We start from the raw sequence: 15,085 nt of genomic DNA, 5'->3' as shown, positions 1-15,085 counted from the left end.
GCGCCGCAGCGGCTCAGGCGTCGGCGACCGGCTCCGGCCGGGTCAGTATCCAGCCGGTGAGGGCCCCCAGGCCGAGGATCAGCGCCAGCTTCAGCCACAGCACGCCGATGACGAAGGCCAGGATCACCATCGAGATCAGCAGCATGACGCCGGCGGTCCACTTGGCATGGCGAGGGATGGCCCGCTCGGACTCCCAGGCCACGATGGTGGCACCGAAGCGCGGGTGCGAGCGGATCCAGCCGGCGAAGCGCGGCGAGCCCTTGGACGCCGCCCACACCGCCACCAGCATGAAGCAGGTGGTGGGCATCAGCGGCAGGAAGGCGCCGATCACGCCCAGGGCGAAGCTGATCCCGGCGATGGTCAGGTAGACGATGCGGCGCGCATGGGACATCGAGCGCTCACTCCTTTGGCGACAGGGCACAGATACATTGAAGCCCAAGCCCTCTCCCGCTGCCAATCGCCATCGCCAATGGGGGCAACAGCAACGGGTGATGACAGCGAGCGGCGGGCTCAGTCGCGGAAGTTGTCGAACTGCAGCGCCAGGTCGGGGCCATCCTCGCCGCGCAGCAGGGCCATGACCTGCTGCAGGTCGTCGCGCTTCTTGCCGGTGACGCGCACCTTCTCGCCCTGGATCTGGGCCTGGACCTTGAGCTTGGTGTCCTTGATGCGCTTGACGATGTCCTTGACCTCCTTCTGTTCGAGGCCCTGCTTGAGGCGCACGGTCTGGCGGGCGCGCACGCCCGAGAGCTCGGGGTCGTCGACCTCCAGGCAGCGCGGATCGATGCCCCGGCCGATCAGCTTGTTGCGCAGCATGTCGAGCATCTGGCGCAGCTGGAAATCGACCTCGGCCTCGAGGGTCACGGTCTCGCCCTCGAGCGCGAAGGAGGCGGTCACGCCCTTGAAGTCGAAGCGGCTCTGCAGCTCGCGGTTGGCCTGATCGACGGCGTTGCTCGCCTCGTGCTTGTCGAACTCGGAGACGATATCGAAGGAGGGCATGGTGATTTCCCGATGATGAACGATGCCACCATTCTAAGCATCACAAGCCACGGCGCCTAGCCGGCCCGGGCCTCGGTGCCAACGGCGAGCGGCGTCAGCGCCTTGCTCATGCGCCAGGCCGCACAGCCGTCCTCGTAGTAGTCACCCATCCAGTCGCACGGCGCGAAGCCCGTGCCCCGGTAGAGCGCCAGCGCCGCCTGATTGTCGACCCGCACCTCGAGCACCAGCCAGTCACCGCCCCGCTCCCAGGCCTCGGCTTCCAGCCTTTCGAGCATGCGCCGCCCGAGCCCCTCGCCGCGCGCCTCGGGATGCACGCAGAACGAGTACAGCCGGGTACGCACGCTGTCCTGACGAAACAGCAGGGTGCCATAGCCGAGCAGCCGGCCCGCCGCGTCCTCGGCCAGCAGCGTCAGGGCGTTGGCCCGGTTGAGCAGGTGCCAGAGCTGGCGCCGGGTGAAGCGATCACCGCTGAAGGCCAGCTGCTCGAGGGCATGGAGGGCGGCGAGATCGGCGGCAACCGCCGGACGAAGGATCGCGGGCATGACGAGGCTTCCAGGGACACTACTCGAGGATTCTGGGCACCATGGATGACGCTGTCTTTGGCGTCAGCGATGAAATCTTTTCAGTCGGCGACCGCGACGCGCCATCGCCGGCTCAAGTGCACCGGCGCCGACGGCTGACGCCATCCGTCGCCTGGGGTAGGCTGCCCTTCCCACCACGACACGAGCAGGAACCGAGATGAGCGAACGCGACGAGCGCCACCGCAAGGCCATGCAGACCCTCAAGTCCCGCGTCGACGAGAAGGTCGCCGCCGCCGACGAGCGCCGCGGCCAGCTGCTGGTGTTCACCGGCAACGGCAAGGGCAAGACCACCGCCGCCTGGGGCACGGTGACCCGCGCGCTGGGCTACGGCTACCGCGTCGGCGTGGTGCAGTTCATCAAGGGCCAGTGGGAGTGCGGCGAGCGCGACCGGCTCGAGGACGATCCCAACCTCGAGGTGGCGATCATGGCCACCGGCTTCACCTGGGAGACTCAGAACCGCGAGAGCGACACCGAGGCCTGCCGCGAGGTGTGGGCCGAGGCCGAGCGGATGCTCGCCGACCCCGGGGTCTACCTGGTGGTGCTCGACGAGATCACCTACATGCTCAAGTTCGGCTACCTGGACATCGACACGGTCCGGCAGGCGCTACAGAACCGCCCCGCCGAGCAGACGGTGATCGTCACCGGACGCAACGCCCACCGCGAGCTGCAGGCCATGGCCGACACCATCACCGAGATGACGGAGGTGCGCCACGCCTTCAATGCCGGCCTGGAGGCGCGGCGCGGCATCGATTACTAACGACTCGCCGGTGCCCATGCCGCCTTAGCAGCTCCGCGGTCGCCAGTGTATCGGTCGGCGCAGGATGGCCGTGTTCAGGAAAGCGCGGCATCGCCGCCCACCAGGCCTAGCTCCAGATCGTGCCCACCGGGGTCTCGGGACTGTCGTGGTGGGCGATCTGCGCCTGCAGCAGCTCCGCGGTCGCCAGTGCATCGGTCAGCGCAGGATGGCCCTGTTCAGGAAAGCGCGGCATCGCCGCCCACCAGGCTTAGCTCCAGATCGTGCCCACCGGGGTCTCGGGACTGTCGTGGTGGGCGATCTGCGCCTGCAGCAGCTCCGCGGTCGCCAGTGCATCGGTCAGCGCAGGATGGCCCTGTTCAGAAAAGCGCGGCATCGCCGCCCACCAGGCCTAGCTCCAGATCGTGCCCACCGGGGTCTCGGGACTGTAGTGGTGGGCGATCTGCGCCTGCAGCAGCTCCGCGGTCGCCAGTGCATCGGTCAGCGCATGATGGCCCTGGTAGGGCGGCAGCCCGTAGCGGGCACGGCTGTCGAACAGCCGAATGGAGGCCGGCGGCCGACCGATCCAGCGCTTGAAGCGCGCCACCAGCGACTGCCGATGAATGCGCGCCTCGAGCGACATGGTGTCGATCATCGGATAGACCACGCCCTCCCCCAGCCGCGCCTTGACGGCCACGTCGAGGAAGGGACGCTCGATGTGCCGGTAGTGCACCACCGCCAGCCGGCCGGCCAGGGCATCGAGCAGGTCCTCCAGGATGTCGTCCAGCTCCGGCGCGTGGGCGATATCGGCATGGGTGATGTGGTGGAAGGTCACCGACTCGGCGTGGAGCGTGCGCCGCGGGCGCACGATCCAGTAGCGGCGCTCGGTCATGGCGATGCGCCCCAGGGTAAAGGGCACCAGGCCGATGCTGACGATGGAGTTGCGCCGGGCGTCGAGGCCGGTGGTCTCCATGTCCAGCGCCACCAGCGGGGCCTCGCCGATCGGCGTCTCCGCCGTCGGGGTCCCGGCGGCGAAGAAGCGTGCCAGTCGCGGATCCTGGGCCGCCTCGGCGCGACGCGCCAGGTAGTTCGCCCAGTCGGGAATCTGAGTCCTGCGTCGCATCAGCATCCGTGCACCTCGCTCATTTGGACCGCGAGGGCATCGGGTAGCGGAACTTGAGGAACTTCTGGGCGTGGCTCAGCGCCTGGAAGGCATCCTTGAGGTGATGACGCTCACTGCTCGAGACGTTCTCCGGCTCGATGTTGTTGTCCGGCGTCTGGTCGTGCTGGATGTCGATCACCTGGTGACGAATCCGCGACATCGACAGGAACTCCAGGGCGTAGCGCAGGCGATCGCTGACCCCCGGGGCCAGCAGCTGGGTGCGATCGATGTCGTCGAGCCGGTCGAAGCTGTTCTGGGCACTGGAGCCGCAGGCCAGCGCATGCACCCGGATCAGGTCGACCATCGGTGCGGTGCCGCGGCGCTTCAGGTTGATCGAGTTGTTGTGCTTGCCGTCCTTCTCCATCACGAAGGTGCGGAAGAACCCCAGCGGCGGCGTGCGATTCAGCGCGTTGCGGGCCATCGCCGCCAGGAAGCGCGGATGCCGCGCGGCCTGGTAGGCCACCAGGTCCTGAAGCTGCTCCACCAGCACGTTTTCCCCATAGACGGCGTCGAGATCGAAGAAGATCGAGCTGTGCAGCAGCCGCTCGGGATTGGGGTGCTCGATCCACTCGGTGAAATAGCGTTTCCAGACGGCCAGGGGCTGCCGCCAGCTCTGGTTGGTGGCCATGATGTCGCCCTTGCAGTAGGGATAACCGCAGGCGTCCAGGCCATCGCTGACGAACTGGGCCAGCTCGAGGAAGTAGGCGTCGTGCTGTTCGGGATCGAAGTCGTCGGACAGCACCAGGGCATTGTCCTGATCGGTGGCGATCGACTGCTCGTTGCGGGCCATGGAGCCCAGCGCCATGAAGCAGTAAGGCACCGGCGGCGGCCCCAGCCGTTCCTCGCCCAGTTCCAGCAGCCGACGGGTGAAGCTCCGCCCGATGGTCGACAGGGCACTGCCCACCATGCGCGAGTCGGCGCCCTCCTCGACCATGCGCACGAAGGCCGCACTGACGTCCGGCGCCAACCGCGCCAGACCCTCGGCGTTGGGCTGGTGGAAGATGTTGCTGACCAGGTAAAGGCTGCTCTGGGTCTCGTAGCGGATGATGTCCGAGAGGTGCACGATGCCCACCGGGCGGCGACGATACATCACCGGCAGGTGATGAATGTTATGGCGCAGCATGATCAGCATCGCTTCCTGCACCGACTCGTCGGACTGGATGGCGATGACGTTGCCGACCACCACCTCGCCGACCGGCGTGTCCGGCGACAGCCCCTCGGCCACCACCCGGGTGCGGAAGTCGCTGTCGGTGAGGATGCCGCGAAGCTGCCAGGCGCGCTCCTCGATGTCGCGGAAGGTATAGCGCGGGTTGTCGTCCTCGCCGGGGTCGTCGAGCACCAGCACCGCCGAGGCCTGAAAGTCGGTGATCTGGCGCGCGGCCTTTTGAACGGTGGTCGAGGCATCGACCATCAGCGGGTAGCGCGTGACCAGCTTGCGCACCCGGGTGATCATCATGTCGTTGTTCTTCTTCTGCTCCTCGACCACGCTCTCGAGGCGCGGGCGCAGCAGCTCGACGAAGTCGGCGAAGTCGTCGTCGGCCTGGCAGAGACGCTGGAAGACCGCCTCGGGGATGAAGTAGATCAGCGAGTCTTCCATCGCCCGCACGGGATAGCGGACCCGGTTGTTTCGCAGCAGGCTGAACTGGCCGAAGATCTCGCCCTCGCCTCGGCGGTTGTAGAGCTCGCCACCGCGACGGTAGACCTCCACCGCGCCGCTGCGGATGTAGCACAGCTCGTGGAGCTCCTGATCGAGGGTCAGGATATCGGTGTCGGCCTTGAAATAGGCCACCTCGACGTTGCTCGCCACCTCGTCGAGCAGTTCGTCGGACAGCGTCTCGAAGGGCGGGAAGCGCCCGAGATGCTGGCGGATTTCCAGCAGTTCCACATCCATGGCCCAGTGCCCGCTCGGTAGTTGAGGATAAGCCAAGTCTGAAAGGCGCCGGGGATGGTGTAAAGAGCCGTCATCTCGCCGGTCAAACGCAGAAAGGCCACCCCGAGGGGTGGCCTTTCATCGCACAGGGATGTGGCGGGATGACGGGATCAGGAAGCGGATTCACCGTTGCCCTGCGCCATGCCCTGGACGCGCTGCATCAGCTCGGGGTTCTGCTGGATCGCCTGGCCGATGGCGTTGAAGGTTTCTACCTCGAGGCCGCTGTCCTGGACCGCTTCGACCATCTGGTCGTTGGCTTCCTGGCGGACGTCCTGCTGGGCCTTCTCACCCTCGGCGTTCTGCAGCTGCTGGGTGTAATCCTGGGAGATCACCGCGATTTCCTCGGAGGCGTCAGCGAACTTCTGAAGCTGGGCGTCGGAGAAGTTCTGGGTCGCGGCCTGCGCCTGGCCCTGGCTGGCGGTGGCGTCGGCGCTGTCCTGTGCATACGCCATGGAGCTCATCATGCCGGCACTGAGCAGGGCGGCGGAGAACAGGGCGGTGATACGTTGCATAGATACCTCCGAAAACATTGTCATGCATGCGTGGGCTGCCCCCCTGTGACGATAATCATCGGCGAGGGTTCACCGCCATCGTGTAACAGTTTGAAAAGATGACGCCCCCGATCGGGGGCGTCGTCGCTGATGGCCTGCGCCGTCGCCTAGCCGTAGGCGAGATTCGGCAGCCAGGTCACCAGTGCCGGGAACATGATCACCAGGATCAGCCCCAGCGCCTGGATGCCCAGGAACGGGAAGGACGAACGGAAGATCTGGCCCATGGTGATGTGCGGCGGACACACCCCCTTGATGTAGAACAGGGCGTAGCCGAACGGCGGGCTGAGGAAGGACATCTGCATGTTCACCAGGTAGATGACCCCGAACCACAGCGACACGTCGGCGGGTGCCACGCCGGGCAGGCCGAACACCCCGTCGAAGGAGAGCCCCTTGATCAGCGGCACGAAGATCGGCACCGCCAGCAGCAGGATGCCGACCCAGTCCAGGAACATGCCCAGCGCCACCAGCAGCACCATCATCAGCGCCAGCACCGCGTAGGGGCCGAGGCCGGCGCCGGAGATCAGCTCCTGCACGAAGGTCTGGCCGCCCTGCAGGATATAGAAGCCGACGAAGATGCTGGCGCCGAAGATGATCCACATCACCATCGCCGAGGCGACCAGGGTGGTCATGCAGGCGGCATGCAGATTGGGCCAGGTCAGGCGCTTGTGCAGCGCCGCCACCACCAGCGCGCCGAAGGTGCCGATGCCGGCCGCCTCTACCGGGGTGGCGATACCGGTGAAGATGATGCCCAGCACCAGCACCACCAGCACGATGGGCGCCAGCATGTTGCGCAGCAGGCGCAGCTTCTCCTTCATGTCGACGCGGTCCTCCACCGGCATCGGCGGTGCCACCTTGATGTTCAGCGTGCCGCGCATCCAGCAGTAGAAGCCGTACATGAAGGCCAGCAGCAGGCCGGGAATCAGCGAACCGAGATACAGCTCGCCCACCGACTGCTGGGCGATGACGCCGTAGATGATCGCCAGGATCGACGGCGGAATCAGGATGCCCAGGGTGCCGCCGGCCATGATCGAGCCGATGGCGATCTCCGGATCGTAGTGGCGCTTGAGCATCGCCGGCAGGGCGATCAGGCCCATGGTCACCACCGCGGCGCCGATCACGCCGACCATGGCGGCGAGCAGCGTGGAGGCGATGATGGTGGCGATGGCCAGGCCCGCCTTAAGGCCGCCCATCCACTTGTAGACGACATCGAACAGCTCCTCGATGATCCCGGCCTTCTCCAGCACCGAGGCCATGAAGATGAACAGCGGGATGGCCGACAGCTGGTAGTTGGTCATCATCGGGAAGATGCGCGACGGCATCAGGTTGAGCATGTGCTGATCGCCCACCAGGTAGAGGAAGGCCACCCCCAGGCCGCCGGTGACGAAGGCCAGCGGCAGGCCCGCCACCAGCACCACCATCAGGGTGCCGAACATCACCAGGGTCAGGCCGCCGATGCCCAGCCCGCTGAGGATGTTCTCGAGGCTGCCGGCCAGGCTCTGGTAGTCGGTGACCGCGATGTTGACCATCTCGAACAGCGTCCAGGCGGCCAGCACCGCCCCCAGCGCCACCAGCAGGTGGGCGAAGCCGCGGCCGTGATGCTCGGCGGCACGATGATGGCGGAAGGCCTGGAAATCGCGGATCAGCTGGGCGATGCCCTGCAGCAGCAGCAGCAGCGCGCCGAAGAACAGCATGAACTTCACCGGATAGAACTGGATCGCCCATTCGGTGAAGGAGGTCTCGTTGGCGTAGCTCGAGCCGAAGAACAGCGTGTCGCTCACCGCCTGGGAGAAGAACTTCCAGCCGGTCACCAGCAGCGCGACAGTGAAGATGAAGAAGAAGACCGAGGTCACCAGATCGAGCGCCGCCTTGTTCACCGGCCTGGCCCGCTGATAGAGGATGTCGACGCGCACGTGCCCGCCTTCGCGCAGGGCGAAGGCCCCGGCGATCAGGTACTGCATGCCGAACATCAGGGTCATCGACTCGTGGGCCCAGTTGGTCGGCGAATTGAAGGCGTAGCGCATCAGCACTTCATAGGCGAACACGAAGGGCGCGATCAGCGCCCAGTAGGCCACGTAGCGGCCGAAGAACCCGGAAATGCGATCGATCACGGCGGTGAAGACGTTGCCCGGGGGCCGGTAGCTCTCCACCGGGGCCTCGCCGGGAATCTCTCCGGTGTCGCCGCCGCTGATGGTCCCGCCGCGCCGGAAGCTGCGGTCGACGAGCCACATCACCAGCAGCGGCAGGAAGAACAGGACCGACCAGTAGAGCCAGTGCGGCAGCACGAAATTGATCTCGAGATTCATGAAAACTCCTCCGCGATACCATCGCTTCCCGGCGATGGCGACGGATCATCTAGCCGACGGGATGCAGGATCAGGGCATGGTGACCCAGGCAGGCCGGGGGCTGCGGCGCTCGGCCCACAACCCCCGGCGGGTCGATCAGAGGGATCAGACGTTGAGCTCGAAGTCCTTGATGTCGTCCTCGGTGATCAGCGCCACCGCCGGATCCATCATGGTGTCGAGGTGGGCGCGGAACATGCGCGCGGCATCCGGGTCCTTGTTGGCCCACTTGAACCACAGCGGAATGGACACCTGGCGGAAGCGATCGGCGTCCTCCTCGGAGAGGTGGATGATCTCGACGCCCTTCTCGCGATACTTGGGCCAGGCCTCGGCGTTGGCCTTCTGGATCGCCGCATAGTGCTCGCGGGAATAGGCCGCCACCAGGTCGTGCATCAGATCCTGGGTCTGGGAGGACATGCGCTCATAGACGCGGCGGTTGACCGAGATGTCCATCAGGTCGACCGCCTGGTGCAGGCACGGCGTGGAGGGCGGGCCCATGATGATGTAGTCGGCCACCTGCCAGAAGCCGAGCTCGTAGTTGACCGCCGCCCCGGTGAAGTCGGCGGCGTCGATGGTGCCCTTCTCCAGCGCCGGATAGACCTCGGAGCCGGGCAGCAGCGTGGTCCGCGCCCCCATCTCGGCGAAGGTCTCGGCCACGATGCCGCCGGGCATGCGGATCTTGACCCCGTCGAAGTCGTCGAAGCTGCGCAGCGGGATCTTGGAGTGGATCAGGTTGAGGTCATGGTGGACATAGCCCAGCAGCTCCTGGCCCTGCTTGCGGTACAGCTCCTTGGCGATGCCGAAGCCGCCGTAGGCGCCGAACATCATGTCCCACTGGTGGGGCAGCGACAGGCCCATGGGGAAGGCGGTGAGGAAGACGCCGGCCGGCATCTTGCCGGGCCAGTAGACGGTGAACCAGTTCTGACCGTCGAGCACGCCGTTGCGCACCGCATCGGCGACCTCGAAGGCCCCGGCCACGGCGCCGGCCGGGAACGGCTCGATGCTGACCTCGCCGCTGGTGGCCTCGGCCACGCCGTTGGCCCAGGACTCGAAGGTACGATAGCCGACGGTCCCCGGCTGCCAGGAGGACTGCATGCGGATGCGGATGCCCTGCTGGGCCTGGACATTGCCGATCCAGGGGGCCGCGACCGCCGCCGCGGAGCCGATCGCGGCGGCCTTCAGGAAGTTGCGACGATTGCCGGCACCGCTGCCCGATGTCGCGACGCGATCGGACGAAGTGCGCTTGGGCTGCTGGTCGTCTTGCATGGCGAGGACTCCTCGTTGGTGTTGCGTCCGTCCCGCACGGCGCGATGACGGAGGGCTTGTTGTTGTCTGTTCTGGTTTGACCCCATGCCGCCGGCGCCCGAGGGACGCCGACGACATGGGCAACACGATCCATGTCTCTGGAAATACCTTCCGCATCAAAACGTAGTGTCCCCGGAGGCCGCGGCCAACAGCGACTTTCAACGTACATCGCTCAACGATACGCACCGATAACGGACTAAAACGCTGTTATATATAAGAATTGATGTTCAGAGGCGACGCAGACGTCGTCCCCGCCCTACGACTATTGAACGAGTGACGAGAGGCCAGGACGGGACAGAGCGGGAGGCGGTGGGGCAGGAAAAAGACGACGGCCATCGCCGGGGAAGCGATGGCCGTGAAAGGCCGCTCGGGCGAGCGGCCCTGAGATCACAGCGAACGATCAGCGCGAGAACACCACCATGCGGCGGCCGTGCAGGAACACCCGACGCGCCACGTGGGCGTCGACGGCGGGTGCGGCAGGCATCAGGGGCACTCGATCTGGCGCCCCTGCCCCCTTGGCCTGGTTAGCGCGAGAACACCACCGTGCGGCGGCCGTGCAGGAACACGCGGCGCGCCACGTGGGCGTCGACGGCGCGCGCCAGGGTCAGGCATTCGATGTCGCGGCCCTTGGCCACCAGGTCCTCGGGATCGTCGGCATGGCCGACCGGCTCCACGCCCTGGGTGATGATGGGCCCCTCGTCCAGATCGTCGTTGATGTAGTGCGCGGTGGCACCCACCAGCTTGACGCCCTTCTCGAAGGCCTGGTGATAGGGCTTGGCGCCCTTGAAGCCCGGCAGCAGCGAGTGATGGATGTTGATCGCGCGGCCGGAGAGCTTCTCGCACATGTCGCTGGAGAGCACCTGCATGTAGCGGGCCAGGATCACCAGCTCGGCGCCGGTCTCCTCGACCACCTCCCACACCCGGGCCTCCTGCTCGGCCTTGGTCTCGGCGGTGATCGGGAAGTGGTAGTACGGCAGCCCGTGCCAGTCGGCCAGCGGCTGGAGGTCCGGGTGGTTGGAGACCACCGCGCGAATCTCGATCGGCAGCTGGCCGGTGCGATAGCGATACAGCAGGTCGTTCAGGCAATGGTCCGCCTTGGACACCATGATCACCACCGGCATCCGCGCGTCCGGCGCGGTCAGCTCGAAGGCCATCTCGAACTCGGCGGCGCGGGCGGCGAAGGCGGCCTGGAAGGCCTCGGCATCGAAGTCCGGCTCCAGCGGTCGGAACTCGGTGCGGATGAAGAAGCGCTCGCCGTGATGGTCGTCGAAGGACTGCTGCTCGGTGATGTAGCAGCGGCTCTCCTTCAGGAAGCGGGTCACCACGTCGACGGTGCCCAGGCGGCTGGGGCACTGGGCAGTGAGAATCCAGGTATCGGCGCTCTTGCCGGCGCTGTGGCTCATGGGAGAATCTCCTGACGAAGCAGGCCGGGGAAGCCCCGGCCTGATAGCACAACGGGATGGCGGGGCGCTCAGCGCTCGACGCCGATGGCGTATTCCTCGCCGGCATCCAGCAGCCAGCGATAGGTGTAGTCGGCGAAGCTGCGGCGCACCACCAGCTCCCAGCGCTCCTCGCTCGGACGACGCAGCACCACGGTGGTCTTGGCGAAGATGGTGGTCACGCCCTTGCCGACCGGGAAGTGGCTCGGATGGACGTCATAGACCACCGACTTCATCAGCACCTCGCGGGCGGCCTCGCCCTCGAGCTCGACCAGGGTCTGGCCGCCGCTGACGTTGCTGATCGCGAAGTGGGCGTCGCCCAGCGCCGCGCGCAGGCGGTTCTCGAGCTCGAACTCCTCGCCGCCGGGCACGATCACCAGCCACTCGTCCGGGGAGACCCACTGGATCGAGCGCTTGCCCTCGTCGTCCTGGACCAGGCCCAGGGGCTCGCCGGGCAGGGAGATGCCGAGCACCGCACGCACCGCGCCGTCGAGCACCACGGCGCCGCCGCGCAGCACCAGGTGGCCGAGGAAGGCCCTCTCGCGCATCACCACCCGGCTCTTGGCGGTGGGGGCCGGAGCCCCCGAACGACGATAGCTGTAGGTGAGCGGCGATTCGACCGGGATCTTGGCCTCGGTGCGGGTATCGAAGGTCCTGACCGTTTCAACAGCAGTGTTAGACATTCTGACGCTCTCCCTTGGGGTCGAGGAAGATGGGGCTGACGATCTCGGCCTCGTGGACCTGGCCGTCGACCATGGGCAGATAGACGGTCTCGCCCATCTTCTGGTGACCGCCCTTGACCACGGCCAGGGCGAAGCCGGATGCCAGGGTCGGGCTGTAGTAGCTGGAGGTCACGTGACCCTCCATCGGCATCGGGATCGAGTGGTTCGGGTCGAGCACGATCTGCGCGCCCTCCTCCAGCACCACCGTCGGATCCTTCGGCTTGAGGCCGACCATCTGCTTGCGGTTCTCGCGCGAGGTGTCCGGCCGCGTCAGGGCACGCTTGCCGATCCAGGAGAACGGCTTGTCGTAGCCGATCGCCCAGTGCATGCCGAGGTCTTCCGGGGTCACCGAGCCGTCGGTGTCCTGACCGGCGATGATGAAGCCCTTCTCGGCGCGCAGCACGTGCATGGTCTCGGTGCCGTAAGGCGTCAGGCCGTACTGGTCGCCGTGGGCGAACAGCGTCTCCCAGACGTGCAGGGCGTAGCTGGCCTGGACGTTGATCTCGTAGGCCAGCTCACCGGTGAAGGAGATGCGGAAGATGCGCGCCGGCACCCCGGCCACCTTGCCTTCCTTCCAGTCCATGAACTTGAAGCTGTCCTTGTCGAGGTCGACCTCGGTGGTGACCTCTTCCATCAGCTTGCGCGCTTCCGGACCGGTGATGGTCATGGTCGCCCAGTGATCGGTCACGGAGTTGAAGTAGACGTCCAGCTCCGGCCACTCGGTCTGGTGCCAGATCTCGAGCCACTCGAGCACGGTGGCGGCGCCGCCGGTGCTGGTGGTCATCAGGAAGTGGTTGTCGCCGAGGCAGCTGGTGGTGCCGTCGTCGAACACCATGCCGTCGTCCTTGCACATCAGGCCGTAGCGGACGCGGCCGGGAGCCAGCTTGGCCCACTTGTTGGTGTAGACGCGCCCCAGGAACTCACGCGCGTCCGGGCCCTGGATGTCGATCTTGCCCAGGGTGGAGGCGTCGAGGATGCCGACCTTCTCGCGCACGGCCAGGCACTCGCGAGCCACCGCCTCGTGCATGGTCTCGGTCTTGCCGTTGATCTTGCGCGGGAAGTACCACGGACGCATCCACTGGCCGACTTCCTCGAACGCGGCGCCCTGCTCCACGTGCCACTGATGCATGGCGGTGTAGCGCTCGGGATCGAACAGCTCGCCGCAGTGGCGGCCGACGATGGCGCCGAAGGTCACCGGGGTGTAGTTCGGACGGAACACCGTGGTGCCGACCTCGGGGATCGAGCGACCCAGGACGCGGGCGGCGATGGCCATGCCGTTGATGTTGCCGAGCTTGCCCTGGTCGGTACCGAAGCCCATGGCGGTGTAGCGCTTGACGTGCTCGATGGACTCGAAGCCCTCGCGGGTGGCCACTTCGATGCCGGCCGCGGTGACGTCGTTCTGCAGGTCGACGAACTGCTTCGGCGCGCGCAGGGTCGCCTTCTCGTGGGGCACCTGATAGAGCGCCACGGCGGCGCCGTCACGGCGCTCGGCGACCCGGGGCAGGCCCACGGAGGCGGCGGAGAAGCCGGCCTCGGCGCCGTCGGCCAGCACCGCGCCGGTGGCATAGACGCCTCGCGCGCCCCCGGCGGCGGCGACGCCCTTCACGGTGTTCGGGACGAAGCCGAGCAGCTCCTCGTTCCAGGTCGGACGGCTGCCGGTGTGGGACGCCAGGTGGATGACCGGGCTGTAGCCGCCGGAGCTGGCGATGGTGTCGCAGCTCAGGGTCTCGGCGCTACCGACCACGCGGAAGCCCTGGAGGTCGACCTTGGCGATGCGGGCGGCGCTGACGCGGGCGTCGCCCTTGGCCTCGACGACCGCGGCGCCGGCGATGATGCGGATGCCCTTGGCGCGGGCCTGCTCGACCAGCTCGCCGTCCGGGTTGGCCCGGGCGTCGGCGATGGCGACCACGTCACGGCCGGCCTCGACCCAGTCCAGGGCGGCGCGGTAGGCGTGATCGTTGCTGACGGACAGCACCAGCTTGTTGCCCGGCACCACGCCGTAGCGGCGGATGTAGGTGGAGACGGCGCCGGCCAGCATGTTGCCCGGCACGTCGTTGTTGCCGTAGACCAGCGGACGCTCGTGGGCGCCGGTGGCCAGCACGACGCGGCCGGCACGCACGCGATGCAGGCGTGAACGAACCTGACGCAGGCCATCCTTGAGCGGCGCGGTGTCGGCCAGGTGCTCGGTGCGGCGCTCGTGCAGGGTCACGAAGTTGTGATCGTGATAGCCGTTGGCGGTGGTGCGCGGCAGCAGGGTCACGTTGTCCATGTTGGACAGCGCCTCGACGGTCTCGGCGACCCACTGCTCGGCCGGCTTGTCGTCGAGCAGCTCGCGGGAGTCGAGCAGCGTGCCGCCCATCTCTTCCTGCTCGTCGGCGACGATCACCCGCGCGCCGCTCCTGGCGGCGGCCAGGGCGGCGGCCAGGCCGGCCGGGCCGGCGCCGACCACCAGCACGTCACAGTGCTGGTGCATGTGATCGTAGATGTCCGGATCGCTTTCCAGCGGGCTGCGACCGAGGCCGGCGCCCTTGCGGATGACCTTCTCGTAGGTCATCCACATGGAGGCCGGCGCCATGAAGGTCTTGTAGTAGAAGCCCGGCGGCATGAAGCCACCGCCCAGCTTGCCGACCAGGCCCATCAGGTCGCGCTGGACGTTCGGCCAGCCGTTGGTGCTGCGCGCGGTCAGGCCGTCGTACAGCGCCTGCTGGGTGGCGCGCACGTTCGGCACCTGGCCGGCCTCGCTGACACCGAGCTGGACCAGCGCGTTCGGCTCCTCGGCGCCGGCGGCGAAGATGCCGCGGGGACGCGAGTACTTGAAGCTGCGGTTGACGATGTCGACGCCGTTGGCCAACAGGGCGGAGGCCAGGGTGTCACCGGCATGGCCCTGATACGTCTTGCCGTTGAAGGTGAAGCTCAGCCGACGGCTGCGGTCGATGCGGCCGCCCTGGGCGAGACGGTTCTCTTGAGCGTTGGGCTGGCTCATGCGCGGACTCCTTCACGAAGCGATGCCGTTTCGGCTTCAGCGGACGGCCGGCCCTCGGGGTGCTCGGCGGTGTACGTCGGCTGCTCGCCCATCTTGTAGGTCTCGAGGATCTCGTAGCTCACGGTGTTGCGCGTGATGTTGAAGAACTTGCGGCAGCCCACGGCGTGCACCCACAGCTCGTGGTGGATGCCACGGGGGTTGTCGCGGAAGAACAGGTAGTCGCCCCATTCGTCGTCGCTGCAGTTCTCCGGATCCGCCGGGCGGGCGATGTGCGCCTCACCCTTCGGATGGAATTCCTCTTCCTCGCGGTATTCGCCGCAGTAGGGGCAATGGATATAGAACAT

Annotated in this window: 14 protein-coding genes and 1 pseudogene; 1 reads left to right on the top strand and 14 read right to left on the bottom strand. The window is 67.0% G+C overall.

All coding sequences use genetic code 11. The features are described from left to right. Nucleotides 1–13: 13 nt before the first annotated feature. From ACGTNF_RS11955 to ACGTNF_RS11945, 3 genes are all read right to left on the bottom strand, one after another. On the bottom strand, nt 14–391 hold the full coding sequence (locus tag ACGTNF_RS11955) for a YbaN family protein (RefSeq protein ID WP_016853758.1): 378 nt from the start codon (nt 389–391) through the stop codon (nt 14–16). 119 nt (nt 392–510) lie between these two features. After that, nucleotides 511–996, bottom strand: coding sequence for a YajQ family cyclic di-GMP-binding protein (locus ACGTNF_RS11950; protein WP_394601896.1), 486 nt, complete (start codon nt 994–996; stop codon nt 511–513). A 56-nt stretch (nt 997–1,052) separates the two neighbouring features. Then, on the bottom strand, nt 1,053–1,538 hold the full coding sequence (locus ACGTNF_RS11945; protein WP_016853756.1) for a GNAT family N-acetyltransferase: 486 nt from the start codon (nt 1,536–1,538) through the stop codon (nt 1,053–1,055). Between the two features lie 196 nt (nt 1,539–1,734). Between ACGTNF_RS11945 and cobO the strand changes: the two genes are divergently transcribed. Continuing rightward, the gene (cobO, locus tag ACGTNF_RS11940) at nt 1,735–2,334 is read left to right on the top strand and encodes a cob(I)yrinic acid a,c-diamide adenosyltransferase (RefSeq protein WP_016853755.1); all 600 of its coding nucleotides are present in this window, start codon (nt 1,735–1,737) and stop codon (nt 2,332–2,334) included. 106 nt (nt 2,335–2,440) lie between these two features. On the opposite strand, the pseudogene ACGTNF_RS11935 reads toward cobO, so the two are convergent. The 11 genes and pseudogenes from ACGTNF_RS11935 to ACGTNF_RS11885 form a co-directional block, all read right to left on the bottom strand. Continuing rightward, nucleotides 2,441–2,548: pseudogene (locus ACGTNF_RS11935) on the bottom strand (3'-5' exonuclease); the annotation flags it as partial. A gap of 33 nt (nt 2,549–2,581) precedes the next feature. Then, nucleotides 2,582–2,707 (bottom strand): hypothetical protein, encoded by a 126-nt coding sequence (locus tag ACGTNF_RS11930; RefSeq protein ID WP_394601895.1) that lies wholly within the window; start codon nt 2,705–2,707, stop codon nt 2,582–2,584. 15 nt (nt 2,708–2,722) lie between these two features. Continuing rightward, nucleotides 2,723–3,439 (bottom strand): 3'-5' exonuclease, encoded by a 717-nt coding sequence (locus ACGTNF_RS11925; protein ID WP_394601894.1) that lies wholly within the window; start codon nt 3,437–3,439, stop codon nt 2,723–2,725. Between the two features lie 13 nt (nt 3,440–3,452). Then, entirely contained in the window at nt 3,453–5,363 is a 1,911-nt protein-coding gene (locus tag ACGTNF_RS11920; protein WP_394601893.1) for a DUF294 nucleotidyltransferase-like domain-containing protein, read from the bottom strand. A 149-nt stretch (nt 5,364–5,512) separates the two neighbouring features. Then, nucleotides 5,513–5,914, bottom strand: coding sequence for a DUF4168 domain-containing protein (locus ACGTNF_RS11915; protein ID WP_016853750.1), 402 nt, complete (start codon nt 5,912–5,914; stop codon nt 5,513–5,515). 146 nt (nt 5,915–6,060) lie between these two features. Beyond that, entirely contained in the window at nt 6,061–8,256 is a 2,196-nt protein-coding gene (locus ACGTNF_RS11910) for a TRAP transporter large permease subunit (RefSeq protein ID WP_394601892.1), read from the bottom strand. A gap of 144 nt (nt 8,257–8,400) precedes the next feature. Continuing rightward, nucleotides 8,401–9,558 (bottom strand): TRAP transporter substrate-binding protein DctP, encoded by a 1,158-nt coding sequence (gene dctP / locus ACGTNF_RS11905; RefSeq protein ID WP_016853748.1) that lies wholly within the window; start codon nt 9,556–9,558, stop codon nt 8,401–8,403. 563 nt (nt 9,559–10,121) lie between these two features. Beyond that, complete coding sequence (gene purU, locus ACGTNF_RS11900) at nt 10,122–11,000, bottom strand: formyltetrahydrofolate deformylase (RefSeq protein WP_016853747.1); 879 nt, start codon at nt 10,998–11,000, stop codon at nt 10,122–10,124. Nucleotides 11,001–11,068: 68 nt separating this feature from the next. Next, nucleotides 11,069–11,719 carry a sarcosine oxidase subunit gamma gene (locus ACGTNF_RS11895; RefSeq protein WP_394601891.1) on the bottom strand — a complete coding sequence of 217 codons (651 nt, stop codon included), beginning with the start codon at nt 11,717–11,719 and terminating at the stop codon, nt 11,069–11,071. Next, on the bottom strand, nt 11,712–14,741 hold the full coding sequence (locus ACGTNF_RS11890) for a sarcosine oxidase subunit alpha family protein (RefSeq protein ID WP_394601890.1): 3,030 nt from the start codon (nt 14,739–14,741) through the stop codon (nt 11,712–11,714). The genes ACGTNF_RS11895 and ACGTNF_RS11890 overlap by 8 nt, the downstream gene beginning before the upstream one ends. Continuing rightward, nucleotides 14,738–15,085, bottom strand: a complete 348-nt coding sequence (locus ACGTNF_RS11885; protein ID WP_016853744.1) for a sarcosine oxidase subunit delta — start codon at nt 15,083–15,085, stop codon at nt 14,738–14,740. Before ACGTNF_RS11885 ends, ACGTNF_RS11890 begins: the two co-directional genes overlap by 4 nt.

Source organism: Halomonas sp. B23F22_10 (assembly GCF_043496975.1).
In the GTDB taxonomy this organism is placed as follows: domain Bacteria; phylum Pseudomonadota; class Gammaproteobacteria; order Pseudomonadales; family Halomonadaceae; genus Halomonas; species Halomonas smyrnensis.
The sequence above is the reverse complement of the archived record's forward strand: the minus strand, read 5'-3'. Positions and strand labels throughout refer to the sequence as shown.

Coding starts and splice junctions, on each gene's coding strand:
- ACGTNF_RS11950 (WP_394601896.1), bottom strand. CDS start 996: ATGCCCTCCTTCGATATCGTCTCCGAGTTCGACAAGCACGAGGCGAGC.
- ACGTNF_RS11955 (WP_016853758.1), bottom strand. CDS start 391: ATGTCCCATGCGCGCCGCATCGTCTACCTGACCATCGCCGGGATCAGC.
- ACGTNF_RS11920 (WP_394601893.1), bottom strand. CDS start 5,363: ATGGATGTGGAACTGCTGGAAATCCGCCAGCATCTCGGGCGCTTCCCG.
- cobO (WP_016853755.1), top strand. CDS start 1,735: ATGAGCGAACGCGACGAGCGCCACCGCAAGGCCATGCAGACCCTCAAG.
- ACGTNF_RS11925 (WP_394601894.1), bottom strand. CDS start 3,439: ATGCTGATGCGACGCAGGACTCAGATTCCCGACTGGGCGAACTACCTG.
- ACGTNF_RS11890 (WP_394601890.1), bottom strand. CDS start 14,741: ATGAGCCAGCCCAACGCTCAAGAGAACCGTCTCGCCCAGGGCGGCCGC.
- purU (WP_016853747.1), bottom strand. CDS start 11,000: ATGAGCCACAGCGCCGGCAAGAGCGCCGATACCTGGATTCTCACTGCC.
- dctP (WP_016853748.1), bottom strand. CDS start 9,558: ATGCAAGACGACCAGCAGCCCAAGCGCACTTCGTCCGATCGCGTCGCG.
- ACGTNF_RS11915 (WP_016853750.1), bottom strand. CDS start 5,914: ATGCAACGTATCACCGCCCTGTTCTCCGCCGCCCTGCTCAGTGCCGGC.
- ACGTNF_RS11910 (WP_394601892.1), bottom strand. CDS start 8,256: ATGAATCTCGAGATCAATTTCGTGCTGCCGCACTGGCTCTACTGGTCG.
- ACGTNF_RS11945 (WP_016853756.1), bottom strand. CDS start 1,538: ATGCCCGCGATCCTTCGTCCGGCGGTTGCCGCCGATCTCGCCGCCCTC.
- ACGTNF_RS11930 (WP_394601895.1), bottom strand. CDS start 2,707: ATGCCGCGCTTTTCTGAACAGGGCCATCCTGCGCTGACCGATGCACTG.
- ACGTNF_RS11885 (WP_016853744.1), bottom strand. CDS start 15,085: ATGTTCTATATCCATTGCCCCTACTGCGGCGAATACCGCGAGGAAGAG.
- ACGTNF_RS11895 (WP_394601891.1), bottom strand. CDS start 11,719: ATGTCTAACACTGCTGTTGAAACGGTCAGGACCTTCGATACCCGCACC.